Raw genomic sequence first — 24,401 nt, forward strand, 5'->3', positions numbered from 1 at the left:
CACATCCAACATCATTGTTGACTGTCAGGCAGCCATCGCTGGCAAGCCAGCTCCCACAGGGTTATATGCCAGCCATGAATTTGAGTTCGGCATAAAAGCAGTAAGGAACACTTTTTGCTGTCAGATGTGATCGGCGCCATTGCGTCGGCGTCATTACTGGCTCAATTTAGCGGCATCGCCTCGGAAGGCCTTCGCACTTCATGTCCTCGACTTCGTTTCGTCAGTCTTTGCGGCGCCTGTGGGCGCTGGATAAATTCAGTTATAGCGTGCGGGTGTTCATCGCCCTGACCGGCAGCATGGCGCTGTGCTGGTATCAGGATGAAATGGGCCTGCTGATCCCGTTGTTCCTGGGGATTATCGCCAGCGCCCTGGCCGAGACCGACGACAGTTGGCAGGGTCGCCTCAACGCACTCGCCGTGACGCTGGTGTGTTTCAGCATCGCCGCACTGTCGGTGGAACTGCTCTTCCCCTACCCCATCATCTTTGCGATAGCGCTGGCGTTGGCCAGTTTCGGCCTGACCATGCTCGGGGCGCTGGGCGAGCGTTATGGGGCGATTGCCTCGGCAACCCTGATCCTTTCCGTGTACACGATGATCGGCGTCGACCAGCGCGGCGGCGCAGTGCTCGATTTCTGGCATGAACCGATGCTGCTGGTGGCTGGCGCCGCGTGGTACGGCTTGCTCTCTGTGCTGTGGCAGGCGCTGTTTTCCAACCAGCCGGTGCAACAGAGTCTGGCGCGGTTGTTCCGTGAATTGGGTTTTTACCTGAAGCTGAAATCTTCGCTGTTCGAGCCGATCCGGCAGATGGACGTCGAGGCCCGACGCCTGGAACTGGCGCAGCAGAATGGTCGCGTGGTGGCGGCACTGAACAGCGCCAAGGAAATCATCCTGCACCGGGTCGGCAACGGGCGCCCCGGCTCGAAAGTCAGCCGTTACCTGAAGCTGTACTTCCTCGCCCAGGACATCCACGAACGCGCCAGCTCTTCGCACTATCCGTACAACGCGCTGGCCGATGCATTTTTCCACAGCGACGTACTGTTCCGCTGCCAGCGCCTGTTGCGCCAGCAAGGCAAAGCCTGCCGGGCGCTGGCCGAATCGATCCAGATGCGTCAGCCGTTCATTTACGACGCCAGTTTCGCCGAAGCCCTGAGCGACCTCGACGCCTCCCTCGAACACCTGCGCATCCAGAGCAACCCGGCATGGCGCGGCCTGCTGCGCTCACTGCGCGCACTGGCGGCCAACCTCGGCACCCTCGACCGTTTGCTCAGCGATGCGAGCAACCCCGATGCCTTGGCCGACGCCACCGACAGCAGCCTGCTCGACCGTTCGCCGCGCAACTTCAAGGATGTGTGGATACGCTTGCGCACACAGCTGACACCGACCTCTTTGCTGTTCCGGCATGCCCTGCGTCTGCCGCTGGCCTTGAGCATCGGCTACGGCATGGTGCATTTGATTCACCCGTCGCAAGGCTACTGGATCATCCTCACCACGCTGTTCGTCTGCCAGCCGAACTACGGCGCGACGCGGCGTAAACTCGGCCAGCGGATTCTCGGCACCGCCATCGGCCTGACCGTGGCGTGGGCATTGTTCGATCTGTTCCCAAGTCCACTGGTGCAATCGTGCTTCGCCATCGCCGCCGGGGTCGTGTTCTTTACCAACCGCACCACTCGCTACACCCTGGCGACCGCCGCGATCACCATCATGGTGCTGTTCTGCTTCAATCAGGTCGGCGACGGTTACGGGCTGTTCCTGCCGCGGCTGTTCGATACCTTGCTCGGCAGCCTGATCGCCGGTCTGACGGTGCTCCTGTTCCTGCCGGACTGGCAAGGCCGGCGCCTGAACAAAGTGCTGGCCAACACCCTGACCTGCAACAGCATCTATCTGCGCCAGATCATGCAGCAATACGCGGCGGGCAAGAGTGACGACCTCGCCTATCGCCTGGCCCGACGCAACGCACACAACGCTGATGCAGCGCTGTCGACGACGCTGGCGAACATGCTCATGGAGCCTGGTCATTTTCGTAAGGAAGCGGATGTCGGTTTCCGCTTTCTGGTGCTGTCGCACACCTTGCTGAGTTATCTGTCAGGGCTGGGAGCGCACCGCGAAACCCAGTTGCCCGCGGATGTGCGTGAGCAGTTGATAGAAGGCGCCGGGGTGAAACTGGCGGCGAGCATCGATGAAATCGCCCAAGGCCTGGCGAGCAAACAACCGATTGCGATTCAAAGTGACGAAGAAGAAGCGCTGGCCAATGAGCTGGAGCAGATGCCGGATGAAATCGATGAAGGGCAGCGACTGGTGCAGACACAACTGGCGCTGATCTGCCGACAGTTGGGGCCACTGCGGACGTTGGCGGCGCATCTGATCAAGGACACCTCTGAAGCTTGAGTTGGCCCGACTGACCCCATCGCTGGCAAGCCAGCTCCCACAGGGTTCTTTGGTGAAGCACAATTTTGTGAATCAACCCGACCCACTGTGGGAGCTGGCTTGCCAGCGATGAGGCCCTCAGCAACAACACAACTCAGGGATCAGAAACCTACATCCCATGCTGTCGAAGCAACTTGTCATAACTGCCATCCGCCTTCATCGCCGCAATAGCCCGATCAAACCCCGCGACAATCTGCGCATGCTGCGGATTCTTCAGACTCACCAATATGTGCAGGCTGTTCTCGCTCAACGGCTTGGGCAAAAACTCCACCGCACTGCGTACCTTCGATGATTCCCGCGCCAGGTAATACCGCGCGACATATTCATCCTCCAGCGTCAGCTTGACCCGATCCGCCGCCAGCATGCGCACGCCCATGGCAAAGTTATGCACAGGGACTTTCTGCAACGCCGTGTCGGCATCAAATGGCGGCGAGTAGGCGTAGCCGCGCACCACCGCTATGGGATACGTGTGCAGTTGCTGCAGATTGTTGTATTCAAGTGGCGTGTCTTTGCGCTTGAGAAAGCGGATACGGTTGACCAGATACTCACCGGAAAACTGCCCCATTTTCGTCCGGTCTTCGTTGTACCAGGCATTGACCAGTACGTCGTAACGCCCCTCGCCAACCCCCAGCAGCGCCCGCGCCCACGGCACCTGCTCGTAACCGCTGGCATAGCCCGCCCGGGCCAGCGCGGTGGTGACGATGTCCGTGGCCAGACCGCCGTTGACCAGTGTGTCATCGGTAAAGGGTGGCCAGATATCAAACACCAGCCGCAACTTCTGCGCCGCTGCGGTCTGAGCCAGCAAGAGCAATCCGATCAAAGCAAAGGCTCGATGCAAACGCGGCATGCTTGAAAATCCTTAGCGGGCCGGAGCCCTGCGTGTTTTCAGTCAAAACCCCAAGGCCCCTTACCGGCAAAACCCAGGCACTAACATTAGCTCAATGGAGCCCGTGCACAGCGCTCACCCGCAGATTACACAAAGACGCCCGTGCTGCGCGAAAGGAATGATGGCATTTTGACCTTTGTCACAGACTCTTACGCCATACAGACATCTGCGACCAGTGCGCTTAGTATCGGACGACGTATTCAAGGAAGCGGAAAATGACAATCGAGTGGGTCTGCAAACATCACAGCGATCTGGGCAAAGAGCAGCTGTACGCACTGTTGAAGCTGCGGTCGGAAGTGTTCGTGGTTGAACAGAAATGCGCCTACCCCGACCTCGACGGGCAGGATCTGGAGGGCGACACCTATCACCTGATGGGTTGGGAGGATGATCAGTTGAAGGCTTATCTGCGCCTGCTCGATCCGCAGTCCCAGGGTGGCGACGTGGTGATTGGCCGCGTGATCACCGCGCCGCAAGCCCGCGGCCAAGGAGTGGGGCACGAAATGATGGAGCAGGCGCTGAAGCAGGCCGAGAAACACTGGCCGCAGGTGCCGATCTATCTGTCGGCGCAGGCGCATTTGCAGGGGTATTACGGCAAGTACGGTTTCGTGGTGGCGGGAGAGGAATATCTGGAGGACGACATTCCGCATATCGGGATGCGTCGTTCCTGAAGGCCCCATCGCTGGCAAGCCAGCTCCCACAAGGTATTGCGTCGTTCACAACCTATGTGAACACCAGAAAACCTATGGGAGCTGGCCAGCGATGGCGTCAGCCCAGTCCACTCAGGATTCAGGGATACTCAAGCACAGCCTTGATCTGCCGCAGATTGCGCTCGATCCACCCCCGATCAATCGCCCCCCACTCACGAATCCGATAACGCCCGGCATGGTTGCGGGCGCCCTCTTCCTGCTCGAACTCGCAAATGATATCCAGATCCGCCAGTGCGGCGATCGTGTCCTGCGCCGTGCGCCGGGGCATGCCGGTCACTTCGGTCAGCGCCGGCACGCTTGGGGCCAGACCGCTGTCGATCAGGTACGCGACGTACAAGCGTCGATAGAAACTGCTTTTGGTCTTGCTGACGTCCATGCATGCACTCCGCATTTATTGAAGATCAAAAGATCGCAGCCTTCGGCAGCTCCTACTCTGGAACGCGTTCCCCGTTGTAGGAGCTGCCGAAGGCTGCGATCTTTTGGTCTTGTTCTTCACTGCATATCTCGCCAGGTCAGATACACCCGCAGATCAAACTCGACCTGGTGATACCCCGGCAGCATGTGTTCGCACAATTTGTAAAACGCCTTGTTGTGATCCGACTCTTTGAAATGCGCCAATTCATGCACGACGATCATTTTCAGAAAGTCCGGCGCAGCGTCCTTGAACAGCGAGGCGATACGAATCTCTTTCTTGGCCTTGAGTTTGCCGCCCTGAACGCGCGAAACCGTGGTGTGCAACCCGAGAGCACGGTGGGTCAGGTCGAGGCGGTTGTCGAACAGCACTTTGTCGATGGCCGGGGCGTTGCGCAGGTATTCCTGCTTCAGCTCCAGCGCGTAGGTGTACAGCGCCTTGTCGCTCTGCACATCGTGGCGCCCCGCATAACGCTGGTCCAGGTATTCACCCAGACGCCCGTCGGCGATCAATTGGCGCACCTGATCCTGGAGTTGCGCGGGATAGGCCTGGAGGTACTTCAACACAATCATGGAAGGGCGACACGGTTCGAAAAAGGTGTGCCAGTGTAGCGAATTCAGCCGGGCAACGCGCTCCAGTCGAAAGGCTCGGCAAAGCTTGCGGCGTCTTCGGCAATCATCGGACGCGCCACGAGAAAGCCCTGTACGTACTCGCAGCCGTGGGCTTGCAGCCATTGATATTGCTCGATGGTCTCGACACCCTCGGCAATCACCAGCAAACCGTATTGCTTGCACAGATTGATCACCGTGCTCACCAGGTACGCATCCTTTTTGGAGTCCGGCAATCGAGCGATCAGATGGCGATCGAGCTTGAGTGTGTCCAGCTCCAGGTCACGCAAATGCGTCAACGAACATGGCCCGGAGCCGAAATCGTCGAGCGCCACCCGCACCCCGAGATTGCGCAGCAAGCGCAGCTGCTTGCGGGTTTCGTCGGGGTTTTGCATCAAGGCCTCCTCGGTGACCTCGACCTCCAGTTGCCGTGGCTGCAAGGCATGCCGCTCCATGACCTGACGCAACTCGGTGACCAGATTGGGCAGGCCAAACTGTGTGTTGCTCAAACTAACGCCGAGCACCAGGTCTTCGGCAAACAAGGTTTCCCAGGCCTTTCGCTGCCCAGCGCCACGGTGATAAATCCAGCTGCCGAGGCGACTGATCAGCCGCGCCTCCTCCAGCAACGGCAGGAACAACCCCGGCGGCACATCACCCACACTCGGGTGCTGCCAACGCAACAGCGCCTCGAAACCACGGATCTGCCCGCTATCAATCGCCACCTGCGGTTGATAGACCAGATTGAAATCACGGTTTTCGATGGCCGTGCGCACACTTTCTTCAAGCATCAACCGCGAGCGCGCACGGCCGTTCATTTCATGATCATAGAAGCGATATTGCTGACGCCCGGCGCGTTTGGCTTCGTACATGGCGATGTCCGAGGCACGTAGCAATCCGTCGAGGTTCGATCCGCAGTCCGGATAAGTGGCGATACCGATACTGGCGCCGAGGGCAATATCCATACCTTCGATTTGCTGACAGATCGAGACCCGTTCGATCAGTTTCTCGGCAATCTTCGCCGCCTGCTCGGGAAACTCCAGATCCAGCAGTGCAGTAAATTCATCACCGCCCATGCGCGCAAGAATATCGAACGGCCGCAAACACGCCTTCAACTGTTCAGAGACCCAGCGCAACACGCGGTCGCCCGCGTCGTGCCCGAGGGAATCGTTGACGCGTTTAAAGCCGTCGAGATCCAGATAAAGCAGCACCCAACTGCCGTCGCTGCGTTCGCCGCGCAGTAGCAGGTTTTCGACGGTTTGATAAAAGCCACGACGATTGAGCAACCCGGTCAGCGGATCAGTGACTGCCTGATATTCAAGCTGCTGGTGCAAATGACGCACCACCGACATGTCGAGCACCGTCACCACCATCCCATATTGCTCGGCGGGTAACGGCGCGCAGGACAGCGCCACCGGCACTTGCTGTCCGGGCGCGGTACGCAGCAAAGCGTCGCGCAGCCGCAAGGTTTCGCCGCGCTGGTAACTGCTTTTGAATTCGGAATCAGCCCACAACGGGATGTGTGGTTTCTGCAGGTAATCAAGAAACTCCTTACCCTCCAACTCTTTCACCGGCGCATTGAGCAGCCGTGAAATCGCCGGATTGGCAAAGCGGATCAGACCGTCCTCGCCCAGCACCAGAATGCCTTCGGCAGCGTTATCCAGCACCGAGGCATTAAATGCCCGAGCCAACTCCAGATCGCGAGTCAGTTGCTGCAAGGCGCGGCGATTGCGCTGATGCTCCAGCAGCGCTTGCACCTTGGGCTTGAGGATCTGCGGGTCGAAGGGTTTAAACAGGTAATCCACCGCACCACTGGCATAGCCCTTGATCACGGCGTCCTGGGATTGCTCGTTGGCGGTGAGGAAAATGATTGGCGTAAGGCGCGTGCGCTGGCTGCCGCGCATCAGCCGCGCGACTTCAAAGCCGTCCATGCCCGGCATCTGCACATCCAGCAGGACCAGATCGACGTCGTGTTCGAGCAGAATATTGAGCGCCTCGAAACCGGAGGCGGCGGTCATGACGTGCCAATCCTGACGCTGCAGCAATGCGCGCATGCTAATCAGGTTTTCAGGGTAGTCATCTACGATTAAGAGGACAGAGCTGCCTTCACTTGGCGGGGGTTGCGCGCATTCCATGCTGCTTCTCTTGTCGGGACATCAGGTCGGTTCCGGTAAAAACCGCACACATACTGAGCGTTCACTCTAGTCTTGGATCCACTAAAGCAGTAGCTGTCATCAAGCCATCATTTAACGAATGACTGGTTTAGCCGACTAACGGTCACGCTTGAAGCCCCCTGAAACCGGGAAAGGTGGCATTTCGACAGGATGTTGACGTCAACCTTCCGCCGGACGGCCGTTAACAAACTTTCCCTCTACGCTTATAAAGGCCGCCCCAAAACGCGCGGGCTAGAGCATCTGGCACGTGCGTGCAGCGAAACTTGAGTGGAAGAACCGACATGATCGATCTCGCAACCTGGAACCTCAGCGTTCCCGTTGGCAGCCCGCCATATACCGTCGAAACCTCCAAACTGGTGAAAGGCTTCAAGGATCAATACTTCCATTCCGACACCGGCACCCTGTTCTTCTGGTCACCGGTCACCGGGTCAAAAACCGAAAACGCCATCTACCCGCGTACTGAACTGCGCGAGACCTACAGCAACGGCACCCTGCGAAATTGGTATTACCCGGACGCCGACAACCTGCTACGCGCGACCGTCACGGTCAACAAAGTGCCAAGCTCCGGCAAAATCGTCATCGGCCAGATTCATGCCTATGAAAGCCAGAAGCCGATGCTCAAGCTCGAGTACCAATACAAGACTAAAACCGAAACCGGCAACCTTGTAATCAAAGTCCGCATGCGCCCCGATGATGACGAAAGCCGCGTCATCACCCTCGCCACCGGCGTCAAAATGGACCGCGAATTCAACTACCTCATCCACCTCAGCCCCGGCGGCGCGTTGGGCGTGAGTGCGGCGGGTTATCAGTGGGATTCACAGATCAGCGCGACGTGGCGTAACAAGCCGCTGTATTTCAAGGCCGGGGTGTATGTGCAGGACAACACCGGCTACACCAGCGAGGGTGGGCAGGTGACCTTCAGCAAACTCGATATCGATCACGACAAATAACCCGCGTTCTCCTGTAGGAGCTGCCGAAGGCTGCGATCTTTTGACTTTGACTTTTCAATATCAAAAGCAAGATCAAGAGATCGCAGCCTTCGGCAGCTCCTACCTTTAAACGGCGCTGTTTAGATCTGTCAGCGGTTACGTCCGGATGCCTACAACAGCTTGCGTCGTTGCCTACCACTACGCCAGAATCCGCCGGCTTGTGCGCCTGGAGGGCCATCGGTAACTTGATTCGCGTCACTGATTTCCAGTGATCGGGTTTAGTAGCCCGTGGTGTTTTTCAGTTATGTGCATAGCGCTTCAGTCAGCTCTTGCTGTCTGACTTGATGGTGGCTGTGTGCAGGGCGCTTCGGCGCGCCGGTCAATGCTGAATACTCCCCGGTCTACTAACCTGCGCACAGCTGCCACCCTTCTTTTAGTAGAGAGGGAGAAGCGGCTCCAACAGGAGTTTTCAGCTTATGACCAAATCAACGCCACACCCGCCGACCACCGACCCGGCCTCCCCGTACGAATCCCCCGACTCAAAAAAACTCAGCGACGCCGCCGAACGCGCCCTCGACCACTACCTCAATCCCGCCGCCCTTATCATGGCGAGCACCAACAACCCCGAACCCATGTACCTCGCCAACCCGAAGTACAACAACGAGTCCTTGCTGGCCAATGCCAGCGAAACGTTGGGCTCAGCCAGCGAAATGCTCAACAACTTCGCGGCGATGCTCGATACCTCGCACCGCAAGACCGCGCTGGGCATTGCGCAGGTAGTCATGCTCGGTGAACTGGCGGTGAATCAGGCACTGGATCATGTTGAACTTAACAAGTAACCCCCAGCCTTAAAGCAAACAAGCAAACAAGCAAACAAGCAAACAAGCAAACAAGCAAACAAGCAAACAAGCAAATATTTTCTATAGCTTGCTGCCATCGCTATCGCGAAAAGATCTATAACCCTGTCAGATCTGACAGGTGTAAATAAAAAAACCGAGGTCTACTATCGTTTTGTATGAACAGAAACATAAAACAACGCCTCTTAAATTAAATTTAGAAGGATCTAACTATGAAACCTTTAAAATCAATTATTTTCGCCGCAGCTGCAAGTGCGCTAGTCCTCATTAGTACTGGCGTCAACGCTGACACGCCCGACTCCTGCCATAACACCACTCAAGAATATGACAGGGACGCAGGGGGAATGGTCCTAGTTAAAACCTCAAAAGACATTCATCTTGACGTCAAGAGACCTGATAGCGGCAAAGTCAACGTAGAGTATGTTTATGATGCGAGTAACTCAAAGACGCCTAGCGGCACCAAGATCTACAAATGGGAGAAAGTTACAGGCGGATATGAATTTCTAGACCCAACTGATCAGGCTACTATTAGGGTTAAGGCGGAGGACGGCGTTAATGCACACACTCGCATTATTGTTAGCGACCCTGTTTGTGGAATCTCTAGCACAGCGCAATTTAATGTGAACTTTTACCCATAACATGCAATCATCCCATTTTATTCGCTAGTTACTTCTTAATTATTCGCTGGATATTTAACAGCGACCCGCCCCCACAAAAAACCCGCCTCTCGGCGGGTTTCTTGATTCAATGGTTTAACGCTAAGGCTTAGTTAACCTTCGCGTTCAACTCACCCTTCAGATAACGCTGGTACATCGCTTCCAGCGAGATCGGCTTGATCTTCGAAGCATTGCCCGCAGTACCGAACGCTTCATAACGAGCGATACATACGTCGCGCATTGCAGTCACGGTCGCGCCGAAGAATTTACGTGGGTCGAATTCGCTCGGGTTGGTGGCCATCAGGCGACGCATGGCGCCGGTGGATGCCAGGCGCAGGTCGGTGTCGATGTTGACCTTGCGCACGCCGTACTTGATGCCTTCGACGATTTCTTCAACCGGTACGCCGTAGGTTTCTTTGATGTCGCCGCCGTACTGGTTGATGATCGCCAGCCACTCTTGTGGCACCGACGAGGAACCGTGCATCACCAGGTGGGTGTTAGGGATGCGTTTGTGGATTTCCTTGATGCGGTCGATGGCCAGCACGTCGCCGGTAGGTGGCTTGGTGAACTTGTAGGCGCCGTGGCTGGTGCCGATGGCGATGGCCAATGCGTCGACCTGGGTGCGCTTGACGAAGTCAGCGGCTTCTTCCGGGTCGGTCAGCATTTGGCTGTGATCCAGAACGCCTTCGGCGCCGATGCCGTCTTCTTCACCGGCCATACCGGTTTCCAGCGAACCCAGGCAGCCCAGCTCGCCTTCTACCGAAACGCCGCAGGCGTGAGCCATGGCTACGGTCTGCTGAGTGACGCGGACGTTGTAGTCGTAGTCGGTCGGGGTTTTGCCGTCTTCGCCGAGGGAGCCGTCCATCATCACCGAGCTGAAGCCCAGCTGGATTGAGCGCTGGCAGACGTCAGGGCTGGTGCCGTGGTCCTGGTGCATGCACACCGGGATGTGCGGGAATTCTTCAATCGCGGCCAGGATCAGGTGACGCAGGAATGGCGCGCCGGCGTATTTACGGGCGCCGGCCGAAGCCTGGACGATCACCGGGGAGTCAGTCTTGTCAGCGGCTTCCATGATGGCGCGCATCTGCTCAAGGTTGTTGACGTTGAAAGCTGGAACGCCGTAGCCGAACTCGGCTGCGTGGTCCAACATCTGGCGCATGCTGATAAGTGCCATTGTGTGTGTCTCTCCCGGTTTGGGTCGTTAATCGTGCCAGCCTGCCGGAGCGGCGGCGGCTATTCAAGTGATTGCAGATCGGGGGTTGAGGCCCGGCCTGGTGATTCGGTGGTACCAAAATCTTGTGAACAACACAGAACCCCTGTGGGAGCGAGCCTGCTCGCGAAAGCGGTCTGACAGACACTGCATCATCGGCAATAAGATTGCTTTCGCGAGCAGGCTCGCTCCCACATTTGGATCTCCGTACATCAATTCAATCGTGTTACTCGGCTTTGCAGCCGCGGCCGATCAGGTCATTGGTGGCGACCCAATACACCAGGCCCTCCTCACCCTTGACGTGAAACGCCAGCATGCCGTCGCTGTACAGCGTGCCCGAGGCGCCCGGTTCTTCTTTCAGGCGATAGACCTGATCACCGCCGCCCAGTCGAACGTCGACTTCCTTCTGGCCGGCATCGGCGTAACGCCAGAGCACTTTGGCCTGGCTGTCGCAGGTCCAGGTGGTCCAGTTATCCGCAGGGGCGGACGACTGAAACAGGTTCAACTGCGCGCAACCGCCCAACAATGCCAACGCCGCAATGGCGATCAAGCCTTTCATCCGTGTTCCTCGACTGACGACGCACGCCGCCAGTCCTGAGTTAAAGAGTCAGACCCGTCAAGGACAACCATGTTCCTTGGCCGGGGTATGCGTCTCGTATTTGTCCAGACCGTCCGGCCCGGAACGCTTGTTCAGCACCGGGTTGGTCTCGGCCTGCCAGTCGGCCTGATAACAGCCTTTGTGCACCGCGTCAGGCGCAGGCGTAGGCTCGGCCTTCGGGTTGCTCCCGCAGGCCGCCAGCGTACCGGTCAGCAACAACAATGCTAACGACTTGACCATGTGAACACTCCTTTGCCTGGCCAAACGGGCGGCCTCAGGCCTTGGCCCGGCTTTCCAGGACTTCAACGGCTGGCAGCACTTTGCCTTCGACGAACTCGAGGAACGCGCCGCCACCGGTGGAAATGTAGGAGATCTTTTCAGCCACGCCATATTTATCGATGGCCGCCAGGGTGTCGCCACCGCCGGCAATCGAGAACGCATCGCTGTCGGCAATGGCCTGAGCCAGCACTTTGGTGCCGTTGCCGAACTGATCGAACTCGAACACGCCGACCGGGCCGTTCCACAGAATGGTTTTCGACGATTTCAGCAGTTCAGCGAAGTTGGCTGCGGTTTGCGGGCCGATGTCCAGAATCATGTCGTCGGCGGCAACGTCAGCGATGAGCTTGACGGTGGCTTCAGCGGACTCGGCGAATTCCTTGGCAACCACAACATCAACGGGCAGCGGCACGCTGACCTTGGCGGCGATGGCGCGCGCGGTGTCGAGCAGATCCGGTTCGTACAGCGACTTGCCTACCGGATGACCGGCAGCGGCGAGGAAGGTGTTGGCAATACCGCCGCCGACGATCAGTTGATCGCAGATCTGGCTCAGGCTGTTCAGTACGTCGAGTTTGGTCGAGACCTTGGAGCCGGCAACGATGGCAGCCATTGGTTGCGCAGGCGCGCCCAGCGCTTTGCCCAGTGCATCCAGCTCGGCGGCCAGCAGTGGGCCAGCGGCGGCGACTTTGGCAAATTTGGCCACGCCGTGGGTCGAACCCTCGGCGCGGTGAGCGGTGCCGAACGCGTCCATCACGAACACATCGCACAGGGCGGCGTATTGCTGGGCCAGTTCGTCAGCGTTCTTTTTCTCGCCCTTGTTGAAGCGCACGTTTTCGAACAGCACGATGTCGCCGGCCTTGACGTCAACGCCGCCCAGGTAATCGGCTACCAGCGGCACTTCACGGCCGAGCGCCTTGCTCAGGTAGTCAGCGACTGGCTTGAGACTGTTCTCGGCCGAGAACTCGCCTTCGGTCGGACGGCCAAGGTGCGAGCACACCATGACGGCGGCACCTTTTTCCAGGGCCAGCTTGATGGTCGGCAGCGAAGCCAGGATTCGCGCATCGCTGGTGACAACACCGTCCTTGACTGGGACGTTGAGGTCTTCGCGGATCAATACGCGCTTACCTTGCAGATCGAGGTCGGACATCTTCAACACGGTCATGGGTCGCACTTCCTACGGTTTTTTTGAAATTGCTGTTTGCAGATAGTGTTCTGCAACGTCCAGCATTCGGTTGGCAAAACCCCACTCGTTGTCGAACCAGGCCAGGATGTTCACCAGCCGTGGGCCGGAAACGCGGGTCTGACTGGCATCGACGATGGCCGAATGTGGGTCGTGGTTGAAATCACAACTGGCGTGAGGCAATTCGGTGTAGGCCAAAAGACCCTTGAGCGGGCCGCTGGTGGCGGCTTCACGCAGGATCCGGTTGACCTCAGTGGCGTCGGTCGCCGTGGCGGTCTGCATCGTGATGTCGAGGCACGACACGTTGACCGTCGGCACGCGTACGGCTTTGGCTTGAATTCGGCCGGCAAGTTCCGGCAGCAGGCGCTCGATACCACGCGCCAGACCAGTGGACACCGGGATCACCGACTGGAACGCCGAACGGGTGCGGCGCAGGTCTTCGTGGTGATAGGCGTCGATGACCGGCTGATCGTTCATCGCCGAGTGAATCGTGGTGATCGACACGTAATCAAGGCCGATCGCCTTGTCGAGCAGACGCAACAGCGGCACGCCGCAGTTGGTGGTGCAGGAGGCGTTGGACACCAGCAGTTCGTCGCCGGTCAGGCAGTCCTGATTGACGCCGTAAACGATGGTGGCGTCGACATCCGCCTCGCTGGCCATCGGCTGCGAGAACAGCACACGCGGCGCGCCGGCGTTCAGGAAACGCTGGCCGTCTTCACGGGTGTTGTAGGCGCCGGAGCATTCGAGCACCAGATCGACGTCCAGCGACGCCCAATCGATGCCTTCGGGGGTGGCACTGCGCAGGACCTTCACGCAGTTGCCATTAATATGCAGACAATCGCCCTCGACCCGCACTTCGCCGGGGAACCGGCCGTGGGTAGAGTCGAAGCGTGTCAGGTATTCGATGCTGGCCATGTCGGCCAGATCGTTGATCGCGACAATTTCAAACCCGGCTTTCTCGCCTCGCTCAAACAACGCACGCAAGACGCAACGACCAATCCGGCCGTAGCCGTTGAGTGCAACTTTGTAAGGACGCGGTTGAGGCATGGGGTTCTCGATAGTACGCAGGCAGACGTAATGTTTGTTGCAACACAACCCTTGTGGGAGCTGGCTTGCCAGCGATAGGGCCATTCGCATCAACATAAATGCTGACTGAACGGACGCTATCGCTGGCAAGCCAGCTCCCACATGGAACTGCGGTGACCGTTAGATCACCGCGCTGTGCCTTAGTCTTCCAGCAGCTCTTCAGCCTGCCCCAGGATGTTTTCCAGGGTGAAGCCGAATTCCTCGAACAGTGCTGGCGCAGGCGCCGACTCACCGTAAGTGGTCATGCCGATCACGCGACCTTCCAGACCCACGTACTTGAACCAGAAGTCGGCGTGAGCCGCTTCGATCGCGATACGCGCGCTGACCTGCAACGGCAGGACGGCTTGCTTGTAGCCAGCATCCTGAGCATCGAACACGCTGGTGCAAGGCATCGAAACCACGCGCACCTTGCGGCCCTGCTCGGTCAGTTTGTCGAAGGCTTGAACAGCCAGGCCGACTTCCGAACCGGTCGCAATCAGGATCAGCTCAGGCTCGCCTGCGCAGTCCTTCAGCACGTAGCCACCGCGGCTGATGTCGGCGATCTGGCCAGCATCACGGGTTTGGTGCTGCAGGTTCTGACGCGAGAAGATCAGCGCCGATGGACCGTCCTTGCGCTCCAGAGCGTTTTTCCAGGCCACGGCCGATTCAACGGCATCGGCTGGACGCCAGGTGTCGAGGTTCGGCGTAGTACGCAGGCTGGTCAGCTGCTCGATCGGCTGGTGCGTCGGGCCGTCTTCGCCCAGACCGATGGAGTCGTGGGTGTAGACGTGGATCACTTGCTTCTTCATCAGCGCCGACATGCGCACAGCATTGCGAGCGTATTCCATGAACATCAGGAAGGTAGCGCCGTAAGGCACCAGGCCGCCGTGCAGGGTGACGCCGTTCATGATGGCGGTCATGCCGAACTCGCGCACGCCGTAGTACATGTAGTTGCCGCTGGCATCTTCAGCGCTGACGCCCTTGCAACCTTTCCACAGGGTCAGGTTGGAACCGGCCAGGTCAGCCGAACCGCCGAGCAATTCCGGCAGCAGCGGGCCGAACGCGTTCAGGGTGTTCTGGCTGGCTTTACGGCTGGCGATGGTTTCGCCTTTGGCAGCGACTTCAGCGATGTAGGCCGAGGCTTTTTCGGAGAAGTCTGCTGGCAGCTCACCGCTCAGACGACGGATCAGCTCGTTGGCTTCGGTCGGGAACGCGGCGGAGTAGGCAGCGAAACGCTGATCCCACTCGGCTTCTACAGCGCGGCCGGATTCCTTGGCATCCCACTCGGCATAGATGTCGGCCGGGATTTCGAATGGACCGTGGTTCCAGTTCAGCGCCTGACGGGTCAAGGCGATTTCCGCGTCACCCAGTGGGGCGCCGTGGCAGTCTTCTTTGCCTTGCTTGTTCGGCGAACCGAAACCGATGGTGGTCTTGCAGCAGATCAGCGTCGGCTGCGCGCTCTTGCGAGCGGTTTCGATGGCGGTCTTGATCTCTTCCGGGTCGTGACCGTCAACGTTGCGGATCACTTGCCAGTTGTAGGCTTCGAAACGCTTCGGCGTGTCATCGGTGAACCAGCCTTCGACTTCGCCGTCGATGGAGATGCCGTTGTCATCGTAGAAGGCGATCAGCTTGCCCAGACCCAACGTACCGGCCAGGGAAGCAACTTCGTGGGAAATGCCTTCCATCATGCAGCCATCACCCAGGAACACGTAGGTGTGGTGGTCAACGATGTTGTGGCTCGGACGGTTGAACTGCGCCGCCAGGACTTTTTCCGCCAGCGCGAAACCCACGGCGTTGGCCAGGCCCTGACCCAACGGGCCAGTGGTGGTCTCGACGCCTGGGGTATAGCCGAATTCCGGGTGACCCGGCGTGCGGCTGTGCAGTTGACGGAACTGCTTGAGGTCTTCGATCGACAGGTCATAACCGGTCAGGTGCAGCAGCGAATAGATCAACATCGAGCCATGGCCGTTGGACAGCACGAAGCGGTCACGGTCGGCGAAGGATGGATTGCTCGGGTTGTGCTTGAGGTAGTCGCGCCAAAGCACTTCGGCGATATCTGCCATACCCATAGGTGCACCGGGATGGCCGCTGTTGGCTTTTTGCACGGCATCCATGCTGAGGGCACGAATGGCGTTGGCACGCTCACGACGGCTAGGCATCGCTGATCTCCTGGGTGTGAATAGATTGAAACGGAAAAAAGGAGGGCATTTTCCCTCACCGGAGCGCCTCGGGGCAATGACAGATAGTCATCCGGCAGCGTTTTTCCAATGGATAGCGGCGGATTAGGCAGGTGAAACCTTTCCGCTATTGGTTTGTAGAGTTAACCATCTCGTGAGAAGTGCCATCTATCGAGCAATATCAAAACTTTTTGATATTGCCCTTGCGGTGCTTTGAGGCCGTCACTAGACTGCCAACCCTATGAACTTACGCGTGCCTTCCATTCGCCATGACGATTGCGACGAGCTGGCGGCCCTGTGCAAGGCCGGCGGCGATCCGCTGCGCCTGAATGTATTGCGCGCGCTGGCCAACGATTCGTTCGGTGTACTGGAGCTGGCGCAGATTTTCGGCATCGGTCAGTCCGGCATGAGTCATCACCTTAAAGTGTTGGCGCAAGCCGATCTGGTGGCGACCCGCCGCGAAGGCAACGCGATTTTCTATCGCCGCGCCCTGCCCCACACCGAATTGCTGGGTGGCAAGTTGCACGCCGCATTGTTAGAAGAAGTCGACAACCTGGTGCTGCCTGACGACGTTCAAGCGCGAATCACTCAGGTTCACGGGCAACGGGCTGCGGCCAGTCAGGACTTTTTCGCTCGGGTAGCTGAGAAATTTCGCGCCCAGCAAGACTTGATCGCAGGCCTGCCGCAGTACCGCGAAAGCGTGCTGGCGCTGCTCGACAAACTGAATTTCGATGGTGCTGCCACGGCTATTGAAGTCGGCCCCGGCGATGGCGCTTTCCTGCCGGAACTGGCGCGTCGTTTCAGCACCGTAACCGCGCTGGACAACAGCCCGGCGATGCTCGAACTGGCGCGTCAGGTATGCGTTCGTGAACAACTGGCTAACGTCAGCCTGCAATTGGCCGATGCATTGAACGGCACCAGCCTTCAGGCCGATTGCGTGGTGTTGAACATGGTGTTGCACCATTTCGCCGCGCCGGCCGAAGCGCTCAAGCACATGGCCGACTTGCTGCAACCGGGCGGTAGCCTGCTCGTGACAGAGTTATGTAGCCACAACCAGAGTTGGGCCAGGGAGGCCTGCGGTGATCTGTGGTTGGGGTTTGAACAGGACGATTTGGCCCGTTGGGCCACCGCTGCGGGACTCGTTCCCGGGGAAAGCCTCTATGTAGGCTTACGTAATGGTTTCCAGATCCAGGTCCGCCACTTTCAGCGACCGGCTGGCGACACTCACCATCGGTAAATTCAGGAAAAAATCGAGATGAGCGAATACTCCCTCTTCACCTCCGAGTCCGTGTCCGAAGGGCACCCGGACAAAATCGCCGACCAGATTTCCGATGCGGTGCTGGACGCCATTATTGCTGAAGACAAGTTCGCCCGTGTGGCGTGCGAGACTCTGGTAAAGACCGGCGTTGCAATCATCGCCGGTGAAGTGACCACGTCGGCCTGGGTCGATCTGGAAGAAATCGTGCGTAACGTCATTCTGGACATCGGCTACAACAGCTCCGATGTCGGCTTCGACGGCGCAACTTGCGGTGTGATGAACATCATCGGCAAGCAGTCCCCAGACATCAACCAGGGTGTTGACCGTGCCAAGCCTGAAGATCAGGGTGCCGGCGACCAGGGCCTGATGTTCGGCTACGCCAGCAACGAAACCGACGTTTTGATGCCAGCCCCGATCACCTTCTCGCACCAGCTTGTTCAGCGCCAGGCCGAAGCCCGTAAATCGGGTCTGCTGCCTTGGCTGCGCCCGGACGCCAAGTCGCAAGTGACCTGCCGTTACGAAGGCGGCAAGGTTGTCGGTATCGACGCTGTAGTTCTGTCGACCCAGCACAACCCTGACGTATCGTACAAAGACCTGCGCGAAGGCGTGATGGAGCTGATCGTCAAGCACGTGCTGCCTGCCGAATTGCTGACCAAAGATACCCAGTTCCACATCAACCCGACTGGCCAGTTCATCATCGGCGGCCCGGTTGGCGACTGCGGTCTGACCGGTCGCAAGATCATCGTCGACAGCTACGGCGGCATGGCCCGTCACGGCGGCGGCGCGTTCTCCGGCAAGGATCCATCGAAGGTTGACCGTTCGGCTGCCTACGCTGGCCGTTATGTTGCCAAAAACATCGTCGCTGCCGGCCTGGCCGAGCGTTGCGAGATTCAGGTTTCCTACGCGATCGGTGTGGCCCAGCCTACCTCGATCTCGCTGAACACCTTCGGCACCGGCAAGATCAGCGACGACAAAATCGTCAAACTGGTGCGTGATGTGTTCGACCTGCGTCCATACGCGATCACCACCATGCTCGACCTGCTGCACCCGATGTACCAGGAAACTGCAGCCTACGGCCACTTCGGTCGCACGCCAGAGACCAAGACTGTTGGCGAAGACACCTTCACCACATTCACCTGGGAAAAAACCGACCGCGCTGACGCTCTGCGTTCTGCTGCCGGTTTGTAATTCCCTGGCTGCATGAAAAACCCCGCACGGTTTGCGCCGTGCGGGGTTTTTTTATGCTCTCAAGATCAAAAGATCGCAGCCTTCGGCAGCTCCTACAGGTGAAACGCATATCCTTTGTAGGAGCTGCCGAAGGCTGCGATCTTTTGATCTTCAGCTCTGCGCAACACCCCGCAAAACACCCAACCGACCTCGCTAAAAATCCTGACTAGTCTTCAGAAACCCCCATGAGCAAGGACGCTCAAGATGCGTTTGTTTTTGTTTGTTTTGCTGAACCTCATATACCTGACTGGCTACGCGTCTCAATGTCCGAACTGGGCCCTCACCCAGGCCCAGCGCGAAATCACCACCCTGCAAAAACAGATCGACCAATGGGACGACGCCTATCACCGCGAAGGCCGCGCATTGATTGCCGACGAACTCTACGATCAATCGCGCCTGCGGCTAAACCAATGGCGGCAGTGTTTCAAATTACCAATGGCGCCCGACTCTTTGCGCACAGCCGCGGGCGCCATTGCGCACCCTATTGCCCACACTGGCCTGGACAAGCTGCATAAAGCCGAGGCCGTGGAGGCATGGCTGAGAGATCGCAAGGACGTCTGGGTACAACCCAAAGTCGATGGCGTCGCCGTGACACTCATCTATCGCGCAGGCGTTTTGCAGCAAGCGATCAGTCGCGGTGACGGCGTCAACGGGCAAGACTGGACGGTATCGGCGCGCAACATCGACGCCATTCCTCAACGCCTGAAGCAACCGCTGGATGTGTTGGTGCAAGGCGAACTCTATTGGCGCTTGAACGAGCATGTTCAAGCACGCGCCGGCAGCGTCAACGCACGCGCTATCGTTGCAGGCTTGATGGGCAGAAAATCCCTGAGTACAGAACAAGGTGCCGGCATCGGCTTATTCATCTGGGACTGGCCACAAGGGCCTTCGGATTTGCCTGAGCGGCTATCGACACTGGCGGCACTGGGCTTCGCCACAACGGTGCCCTACAGCTATCCCGTCCAGCAATTGGCAGAGGCGCAAAAGTGGCGCGAGCACTGGTATCGCTCCCCCCTGCCATTTGCCACTGATGGCATCGTTCTGCGCCAGAGTCAGCGCCCTCCCGCCGAGCGCTGGCAGGCCCGCGCACCTTACTGGGCGATCGCCTGGAAATATCCGTTTGCCCAGGCATTGGCCGAAGTACGCAAGGTGAATTTCAAGATTGGTCGCACCGGCCGCATCACGCCGGTACTCGAACTGATACCCGTCATGCTCGATGACCGGGAGATCAAACGGGTCAGCGCCAGTTCACTCAAGCGCTGGCAGGCGCTGGATATCCGCCCCGGCGATCAGGTGGCAATCAGTCTGGCCGGACTCACGATTCCGCGTCTCGACAGCGCTGTATTGCGCACCAGCGAGCGCGCAGTAATCAATGTCCCGAACGCCAAGGATTTTCATGCCTTGAGTTGCTGGCAGCCCACGCCCGGCTGCGAAAGCCAGTTTCTCTCGCGCCTGACCTGGCTCAGCGGCAAACAAGGACTGGCCATGCAGAATGTCGGGCGCGGTACTTGGGAGAAACTTCTCGAAACAGGCCGCGTGAAACACCTGCTGGATTGGTTGACCCTCGACGAGCCAGAGCTTGCTAACATTGCCGGCTTCGGCGAACGCAGCAGTGCGCGCCTGATGCACAGCTTTCGCAGCGCCCGCCAACGGCCGTTCGCACAATGGCTCAAGGCACTGGGTATGCCGCCAACGGGCGGGGCAAAACTCCCCGATTCGTGGCAGGCACTGGCACAACGCGATACCGAACAATGGCAGAAGGAAGCCGGCATCGGCCCCGGTCGCGCAGCGCAATTGAACGCATTCTTCCGTGACGCGCAGGTGCTAGCCTTGAGTGAAATTTTACGCGCCGCCGGAATCGACGGTTTCTGAACATGCAATCCCGGCTCACCGGGAACCCAACGGTCGCCGAGGCGCTCCAACAGCGCAGCGCCTCCCGACCCGAATGCCTTTGCACATGGAGCTTTTATGAAATTTTTCGCACCACTCGCCCTGCTCACCCTTTGCGGCGTCATGGCCGCTCCCGTGATGGCTGCCGAAGACGCTCCCGGCCTGACCGGCTGCGCGGCCAAGAAGCAGGGCATCGTGAACCAGATCGAGCAGGCCAAAGCCCGCGGCAACGCCGATCAGCAGGCAGGTCTGGAAACCGCTCTGCGTGAAGTCACCGAACATTGCACTGACGCCGGCCTGAAAAAGGAGCGCGAAAACAAGGTCCTCGAGGCCAAGCATGAAGTCAGCCAGCGCCAGGCCGACCTCGACAAGGCCATGAAGAAAGGTGATCCGGAGAAGATCGACAAGCGCAAGAACAAGCTCGCCGAATCGCGTAAAGAGCTGCAGGACGCGCTGGACCAGATCGACAAGTAAATGGTGGTGAGTTAAAGGCCGCCATCGCGGGCAAGCCCGCTCCCACAGGAATCTCGAGTGAACCTGGACTTTATGTACAGCAGAGAAATTTGTGGGAGCGGGCTTGCCCGCGATGGCGTCAGATCAGCCAACAGATATCAATGATCGCGAAACTCTTTATGGCAAGCGCTGCAGGCATCTTCAACCTTCTGCACCGCAGGCCCCAGGTTGCTGGCCTTGTACGGCTGGACCTTGCTGGCGACCACCAATTCACCGGTGGCGGCTTCAAGGTTACGGGCCATTTCCTGGAAGCGCGCCTGCTTTTGCCAGACTTCGTCTTTGGCACTCGTGTGATCTTCTTCGCGCACTTGCGGGAAATGTTTCCACGGTTCGCGGGACAACGTATCGAGCTTCACCGCACCTTCGGCAAACTTCGGCCCGTCGAACGGAATGCGTCCACGCAACATGCCGCCCAGGTCTTCGCCGGTCTTGAGCATCTGCTTGAAGATCGTCTTGCGTTGGCCCAGCGGAGAATTCGGATCGACACCGCCACAGGCGGACAGGGTCAGACAGGCCAGCAATACAACAGCAATTCTTTTAAGAGTCATGGTGGCTTCAGGTCACGGAAATCGGCGGCCAGTATCCCCGCGTCACCGACAAACACCAATAGCCCTATTAAAAATACGGGTTGCCGGAGCGCATGGAGCACTCTGGCGACCGGCACAGGAATCACTCCATGAACAGCCGTTTCAAGGCCTGGCGTCATCCGCTGATCACCACGCTTCCAATGCTGGCGATTCTCGCCGGTTGTACCGGTGGCGACAGCGACAAGCCGAAAACCCATGCGCTGGCCACTTATTCCAGCGCGACGTGGGAAGCACTGCCGGCAGTGTCCGATAGCGATCTGGTCGCCGGTTTCGGCTCGTGGCGCAGCGCCTGCAACCGCCTCAAGTCTGATGCGGTCTGGGGCACGACCTGCGCCGCAGCAGCCAACGTGCCGCAAAGCGCCAGCGAGATTCGTGCTTTCCTCAAACAGAACCTCGATGTCTACGGCCTGCGTGCTGAAAACGACAATCCCAACGGCTTGATCACCGGCTATTACGAACCGGTGTACCCCGGCAGCCTGACGCCTACCGATGTGGCGAACGTTCCGGTGTATGGCGTGCCCGAGGACATGATCATCGTCTCGCTCGACAGCATTTATCCCGAACTCAAAGGCAAACGCCTTCGCGGTCGACTTGAAGGCCGGGTGCTCAAGCCCTACGACGACGCGGCGACGATCGAAAGCAAAGGCGTGAACGCGCCAGTGGTTGCCTACCTCACCGACCCGATGAACCTGCAATTTTTGCAAATCCAGGGGTCCGGGCGGATCCAGACCCAGGACGGCAAGCAGCTACGCATTGCCTACGCCGACCAGAACGGCCACCCGTATCGACCGATTGGCCGTTGGCTGGTCGAGCAAGGCGAACTGAAGAAAGAAGACGTAACGATGGGCGCGATCAGCAACTGGGCCAAGGCCAATCCGTCGCGCATCCCGGAACTGCTGGGCAGCAACCCCAGCTATGTGTTTTTCACCCGCAACCCGGACAGCAACGAAGGCCCGCGCGGTTCACTGAACGTGCCACTGACTGCCGGCTACAGCGCGGCGGTGGATCGCAAGGTGATTCCTTTGGGTAGCCTGTTGTGGTTGTCGACGACGCGCCCGGATGGCACGGCACTGGTTCGCCCGGTGGCGGCGCAGGACACCGGCGGTGCGATTGCCGGTGAGGTTCGCGCAGATCTGTTCTGGGGCACCGGTGATGCGGCCGGGCAATTGGCCGGCGACATGAAACAGCAGGGGCAGATCTGGATGCTCTGGCCCAAAGGTGCACCGTTGCCACAAGTGCCGCAGGTGGCCGACAAACCTTAAAAGCAAAAGATCGCAGCCTGCGGCAACTCCTACAGGGTGGATCTGTGACCTCTGTAGGAGCTGCCGTAGGCTGCGATCTTTTGACCTTGCTCTACCTAAACCGACACAAAGAAGAACGAAGCAATCAACCCCATCCCCACAAACCACACCAGCGACCGCAGAATTGCCCAGTCCGCCAGATAGCAGATGATGTACAGCAGGCGACTGGTGATAAACAGCACCGCCAGCACATTCACGGTGACCAACTGCGCCGTCCCCACCAGATGCGCAACGATCACCGCTGCGGCAAACGCTGGCATCACTTCAAAGCTGTTCAGTTGCGCCGCATGCGCCCGCCGGGCCACGCCATTAACGCTGTCGAGAAAGTCTCGCGGGTCATGATTGTCACTGAGCCGGAAACCGCCCGAGATCTTGGCGACAATCGTGCACACGTACGGCAAAAAGATCGCGATCAACACACACCAAAGAGCCACCGTCATAACGCCATCCTTTTTTCGAGTTATAGAATTCGCGAGCCGTCAGAACTTCATCACCAGTATGCCGATCAGCACCAGCCCACAAGCTAAGAGCCGCGACCTGCCGAAAGGTTCTTTGAGGTATCGCATTCCGAACAGCACCACCAGAATCACGCTGATCTCGCGCAACGCCGCTGCTTCGGCAATCGAGCCCAACTGCATCGCCCACAGCACCAAAGCGTAGCTGAACAACACGCAGAACCCGACCGCCAGCCCCAGTTTCCACTGCTCACGCCAGAACTGCATGAATGCCGGACGTTTGGCGACCCACGCCAGCAACGGAAACGGCCAGGCGCTGAGCAGCGTGACCCAGACCAGGTAATCCAGCGGATGCGACCAGCGCCGCAGCGCCTGACCGTCAATGTAGGTGTAGCAGCCGATGCACAGCCCGATCAGCGCTACCACCGGCAACATCGACCACGGTAAATGTTTGCCACCGCCGCCCTGCCACAGCAGACACGCCATGCCGAACGGAATCAGCATGATCCCGAAGATCTGCTGTGTAGTGAGCACTTCACCGGCAAAGATCAGGGTCAGTGCCAGCACCACCAGTGGCGACAAACCGCGCATCAACGGATAGACCAGCCCGAGATCGCCAACGCGATAGGCTTGAATCAACAGATAGCGATAAAGCAGTTCGAACGCTGCCGACGCGAGAATCCACGGCCAGATCTCCATGGGCGGCACGTTCACGAAGGGCAACGCGATGGCGACAACCAGCAGCGCCACGGTGTCCATGCACGCCACCACCAGTAGCCGCTCGGCACTGAACTTGATCAGGGTATTCCACGCCGCATGCAGCAGCGCCGCTACCAACACCAAAGCTGTCGCCAGCACGTCTTACTCCTTATTATTTTCACCGCCCCCCTGTAGGAGCTGCCGCAGGCTGCGATCTTTTGATCTTGTTTATAAAAAACCAAAGTCAAAAGATCGCAGCCTGCGGCAGCTCCTACAGCAGTAAGCGAATAGTCAGATTATTGATTCTCGATGTGTC

Annotated in this window: 23 protein-coding genes; 10 read left to right on the plus strand and 13 right to left on the minus strand. The window is 58.6% G+C overall.

The features are described 5' to 3' along the window. Positions 1-200: 200 nt before the first annotated feature. Entirely contained in the window at positions 201-2,384 is a 2,184-nt protein-coding gene (gene yccS, locus AB4P97_RS21380; RefSeq protein ID WP_047303870.1) for a YccS family putative transporter, read from the plus strand. A gap of 148 nt (positions 2,385-2,532) precedes the next feature. Here yccS and AB4P97_RS21385 read toward each other — a convergent pair whose 3' ends face one another. Beyond that, a complete protein-coding gene (locus AB4P97_RS21385; RefSeq protein WP_042561484.1) occupies positions 2,533-3,270 on the minus strand; it encodes an ABC transporter substrate-binding protein in 738 nt (245 codons plus the stop codon). A gap of 254 nt (positions 3,271-3,524) precedes the next feature. On the opposite strand from AB4P97_RS21385, the gene AB4P97_RS21390 reads away from it, so the two are divergent. Further along, positions 3,525-3,977, plus strand: a complete 453-nt coding sequence (locus tag AB4P97_RS21390) for a GNAT family N-acetyltransferase (RefSeq protein WP_042561485.1) — start codon at positions 3,525-3,527, stop codon at positions 3,975-3,977. A 118-nt stretch (positions 3,978-4,095) separates the two neighbouring features. On the opposite strand, the gene AB4P97_RS21395 is transcribed toward AB4P97_RS21390, so the two are convergent. The 3 genes from AB4P97_RS21395 to AB4P97_RS21405 form a co-directional block, all read right to left on the minus strand. Further along, positions 4,096-4,392, minus strand: a complete 297-nt coding sequence (locus AB4P97_RS21395; RefSeq protein WP_027610630.1) for a helix-turn-helix domain-containing protein — start codon at positions 4,390-4,392, stop codon at positions 4,096-4,098. A 116-nt stretch (positions 4,393-4,508) separates the two neighbouring features. After that, positions 4,509-5,000: a M48 family metallopeptidase gene (locus AB4P97_RS21400; protein WP_273877187.1), complete on the minus strand. Its 492-nt coding sequence runs from the start codon at positions 4,998-5,000 to the stop codon at positions 4,509-4,511. Between the two features lie 44 nt (positions 5,001-5,044). Continuing rightward, entirely contained in the window at positions 5,045-7,168 is a 2,124-nt protein-coding gene (locus tag AB4P97_RS21405) for a bifunctional diguanylate cyclase/phosphodiesterase (protein WP_115147139.1), read from the minus strand. A 320-nt stretch (positions 7,169-7,488) separates the two neighbouring features. On the opposite strand from AB4P97_RS21405, the gene AB4P97_RS21410 reads away from it, so the two are divergent. The 3 genes from AB4P97_RS21410 to AB4P97_RS21420 all read left to right on the plus strand — a co-directional run bounded on the left by AB4P97_RS21410 (position 7,489) and on the right by AB4P97_RS21420 (position 9,631). After that, positions 7,489-8,157 (plus strand): polysaccharide lyase family 7 protein, encoded by a 669-nt coding sequence (locus AB4P97_RS21410; RefSeq protein WP_047303876.1) that lies wholly within the window; start codon positions 7,489-7,491, stop codon positions 8,155-8,157. Between the two features lie 455 nt (positions 8,158-8,612). Further along, on the plus strand, positions 8,613-8,975 hold the full coding sequence (locus AB4P97_RS21415) for a DUF6124 family protein (protein ID WP_395601580.1): 363 nt from the start codon (positions 8,613-8,615) through the stop codon (positions 8,973-8,975). Between the two features lie 230 nt (positions 8,976-9,205). Further along, complete coding sequence (locus AB4P97_RS21420; protein ID WP_042561490.1) at positions 9,206-9,631, plus strand: hypothetical protein; 426 nt, start codon at positions 9,206-9,208, stop codon at positions 9,629-9,631. A 127-nt stretch (positions 9,632-9,758) separates the two neighbouring features. On the opposite strand, the gene fba is transcribed toward AB4P97_RS21420, so the two are convergent. The 6 genes from fba to tkt form a co-directional block, all read right to left on the minus strand. Next, positions 9,759-10,823, minus strand: coding sequence for a class II fructose-bisphosphate aldolase (gene fba, locus AB4P97_RS21425; protein ID WP_007913760.1), 1,065 nt, complete (start codon positions 10,821-10,823; stop codon positions 9,759-9,761). A 262-nt stretch (positions 10,824-11,085) separates the two neighbouring features. Beyond that, positions 11,086-11,418, minus strand: coding sequence for an MliC family protein (locus tag AB4P97_RS21430; protein ID WP_008081029.1), 333 nt, complete (start codon positions 11,416-11,418; stop codon positions 11,086-11,088). Positions 11,419-11,475: 57 nt separating this feature from the next. After that, positions 11,476-11,697, minus strand: coding sequence for a hypothetical protein (locus AB4P97_RS21435; RefSeq protein WP_395601581.1), 222 nt, complete (start codon positions 11,695-11,697; stop codon positions 11,476-11,478). 34 nt (positions 11,698-11,731) lie between these two features. Then, entirely contained in the window at positions 11,732-12,895 is a 1,164-nt protein-coding gene (locus AB4P97_RS21440) for a phosphoglycerate kinase (RefSeq protein WP_047303881.1), read from the minus strand. Between the two features lie 12 nt (positions 12,896-12,907). Then, the gene (epd, locus tag AB4P97_RS21445) at positions 12,908-13,960 is read right to left on the minus strand and encodes an erythrose-4-phosphate dehydrogenase (protein ID WP_042561493.1); all 1,053 of its coding nucleotides are present in this window, start codon (positions 13,958-13,960) and stop codon (positions 12,908-12,910) included. Between the two features lie 179 nt (positions 13,961-14,139). Beyond that, positions 14,140-16,137 carry a transketolase gene (gene tkt / locus AB4P97_RS21450; protein WP_042561494.1) on the minus strand — a complete coding sequence of 666 codons (1,998 nt, stop codon included), beginning with the start codon at positions 16,135-16,137 and terminating at the stop codon, positions 14,140-14,142. Positions 16,138-16,396: 259 nt separating this feature from the next. Here tkt and AB4P97_RS21455 point away from each other — a divergent pair, with 259 nt between their 5' ends. The 4 genes from AB4P97_RS21455 to AB4P97_RS21470 all read left to right on the plus strand — a co-directional run bounded on the left by AB4P97_RS21455 (position 16,397) and on the right by AB4P97_RS21470 (position 21,004). Then, entirely contained in the window at positions 16,397-17,392 is a 996-nt protein-coding gene (locus tag AB4P97_RS21455) for a metalloregulator ArsR/SmtB family transcription factor (RefSeq protein ID WP_042561495.1), read from the plus strand. 18 nt (positions 17,393-17,410) lie between these two features. After that, the gene (gene metK / locus AB4P97_RS21460; protein WP_042561496.1) at positions 17,411-18,601 is read left to right on the plus strand and encodes a methionine adenosyltransferase; all 1,191 of its coding nucleotides are present in this window, start codon (positions 17,411-17,413) and stop codon (positions 18,599-18,601) included. 243 nt (positions 18,602-18,844) lie between these two features. Then, positions 18,845-20,512, plus strand: coding sequence for an NAD-dependent DNA ligase LigB (ligB, locus tag AB4P97_RS21465; protein ID WP_395601582.1), 1,668 nt, complete (start codon positions 18,845-18,847; stop codon positions 20,510-20,512). Positions 20,513-20,608: 96 nt separating this feature from the next. Beyond that, positions 20,609-21,004 carry a DUF1090 domain-containing protein gene (locus tag AB4P97_RS21470; RefSeq protein WP_042561498.1) on the plus strand — a complete coding sequence of 132 codons (396 nt, stop codon included), beginning with the start codon at positions 20,609-20,611 and terminating at the stop codon, positions 21,002-21,004. Positions 21,005-21,141: 137 nt separating this feature from the next. On the opposite strand, the gene AB4P97_RS21475 is transcribed toward AB4P97_RS21470, so the two are convergent. Continuing rightward, positions 21,142-21,591, minus strand: a complete 450-nt coding sequence (locus AB4P97_RS21475) for a cytochrome c (RefSeq protein ID WP_339474449.1) — start codon at positions 21,589-21,591, stop codon at positions 21,142-21,144. Between the two features lie 128 nt (positions 21,592-21,719). On the opposite strand from AB4P97_RS21475, the gene AB4P97_RS21480 reads away from it, so the two are divergent. After that, a complete protein-coding gene (locus AB4P97_RS21480) occupies positions 21,720-22,892 on the plus strand; it encodes a murein transglycosylase A (RefSeq protein ID WP_395601583.1) in 1,173 nt (390 codons plus the stop codon). A gap of 95 nt (positions 22,893-22,987) precedes the next feature. Here AB4P97_RS21480 and AB4P97_RS21485 read toward each other — a convergent pair whose 3' ends face one another. Next, on the minus strand, positions 22,988-23,371 hold the full coding sequence (locus tag AB4P97_RS21485) for an MAPEG family protein (protein WP_042561501.1): 384 nt from the start codon (positions 23,369-23,371) through the stop codon (positions 22,988-22,990). Positions 23,372-23,410: 39 nt separating this feature from the next. Next, positions 23,411-24,244, minus strand: coding sequence for an EamA family transporter (locus AB4P97_RS21490; RefSeq protein ID WP_395601584.1), 834 nt, complete (start codon positions 24,242-24,244; stop codon positions 23,411-23,413). Between the last annotated feature and the right edge of the window lie 157 nt (positions 24,245-24,401).

It is taken from the genome of Pseudomonas sp. A1230 (assembly GCF_044218825.1).
In the GTDB taxonomy this organism is placed as follows: Bacteria; Pseudomonadota; Gammaproteobacteria; order Pseudomonadales; family Pseudomonadaceae; genus Aquipseudomonas; species Aquipseudomonas iridis.

What these genes read in the sequence shown, in the direction of transcription:
- yccS (WP_047303870.1), top strand. Translation starts at nt 201, where the DNA reads ATGTCCTCGACTTCGTTTCGTCAGTCTTTGCGGCGCCTGTGGGCGCTG.
- AB4P97_RS21385 (WP_042561484.1), bottom strand. Translation starts at nt 3,270, where the DNA reads ATGCCGCGTTTGCATCGAGCCTTTGCTTTGATCGGATTGCTCTTGCTG.
- AB4P97_RS21390 (WP_042561485.1), top strand. Translation starts at nt 3,525, where the DNA reads ATGACAATCGAGTGGGTCTGCAAACATCACAGCGATCTGGGCAAAGAG.
- AB4P97_RS21395 (WP_027610630.1), bottom strand. Translation starts at nt 4,392, where the DNA reads ATGGACGTCAGCAAGACCAAAAGCAGTTTCTATCGACGCTTGTACGTC.
- AB4P97_RS21400 (WP_273877187.1), bottom strand. Translation starts at nt 5,000, where the DNA reads ATGATTGTGTTGAAGTACCTCCAGGCCTATCCCGCGCAACTCCAGGAT.
- AB4P97_RS21405 (WP_115147139.1), bottom strand. Translation starts at nt 7,168, where the DNA reads ATGGAATGCGCGCAACCCCCGCCAAGTGAAGGCAGCTCTGTCCTCTTA.
- AB4P97_RS21410 (WP_047303876.1), top strand. Translation starts at nt 7,489, where the DNA reads ATGATCGATCTCGCAACCTGGAACCTCAGCGTTCCCGTTGGCAGCCCG.
- AB4P97_RS21415 (WP_395601580.1), top strand. Translation starts at nt 8,613, where the DNA reads ATGACCAAATCAACGCCACACCCGCCGACCACCGACCCGGCCTCCCCG.
- AB4P97_RS21420 (WP_042561490.1), top strand. Translation starts at nt 9,206, where the DNA reads ATGAAACCTTTAAAATCAATTATTTTCGCCGCAGCTGCAAGTGCGCTA.
- fba (WP_007913760.1), bottom strand. Translation starts at nt 10,823, where the DNA reads ATGGCACTTATCAGCATGCGCCAGATGTTGGACCACGCAGCCGAGTTC.
- AB4P97_RS21430 (WP_008081029.1), bottom strand. Translation starts at nt 11,418, where the DNA reads ATGAAAGGCTTGATCGCCATTGCGGCGTTGGCATTGTTGGGCGGTTGC.
- AB4P97_RS21435 (WP_395601581.1), bottom strand. Translation starts at nt 11,697, where the DNA reads ATGGTCAAGTCGTTAGCATTGTTGTTGCTGACCGGTACGCTGGCGGCC.
- AB4P97_RS21440 (WP_047303881.1), bottom strand. Translation starts at nt 12,895, where the DNA reads ATGACCGTGTTGAAGATGTCCGACCTCGATCTGCAAGGTAAGCGCGTA.
- epd (WP_042561493.1), bottom strand. Translation starts at nt 13,960, where the DNA reads ATGCCTCAACCGCGTCCTTACAAAGTTGCACTCAACGGCTACGGCCGG.
- tkt (WP_042561494.1), bottom strand. Translation starts at nt 16,137, where the DNA reads ATGCCTAGCCGTCGTGAGCGTGCCAACGCCATTCGTGCCCTCAGCATG.
- AB4P97_RS21455 (WP_042561495.1), top strand. Translation starts at nt 16,397, where the DNA reads ATGAACTTACGCGTGCCTTCCATTCGCCATGACGATTGCGACGAGCTG.
- metK (WP_042561496.1), top strand. Translation starts at nt 17,411, where the DNA reads ATGAGCGAATACTCCCTCTTCACCTCCGAGTCCGTGTCCGAAGGGCAC.
- ligB (WP_395601582.1), top strand. Translation starts at nt 18,845, where the DNA reads ATGCGTTTGTTTTTGTTTGTTTTGCTGAACCTCATATACCTGACTGGC.
- AB4P97_RS21470 (WP_042561498.1), top strand. Translation starts at nt 20,609, where the DNA reads ATGAAATTTTTCGCACCACTCGCCCTGCTCACCCTTTGCGGCGTCATG.
- AB4P97_RS21475 (WP_339474449.1), bottom strand. Translation starts at nt 21,591, where the DNA reads ATGACTCTTAAAAGAATTGCTGTTGTATTGCTGGCCTGTCTGACCCTG.
- AB4P97_RS21480 (WP_395601583.1), top strand. Translation starts at nt 21,720, where the DNA reads ATGAACAGCCGTTTCAAGGCCTGGCGTCATCCGCTGATCACCACGCTT.
- AB4P97_RS21485 (WP_042561501.1), bottom strand. Translation starts at nt 23,371, where the DNA reads ATGACGGTGGCTCTTTGGTGTGTGTTGATCGCGATCTTTTTGCCGTAC.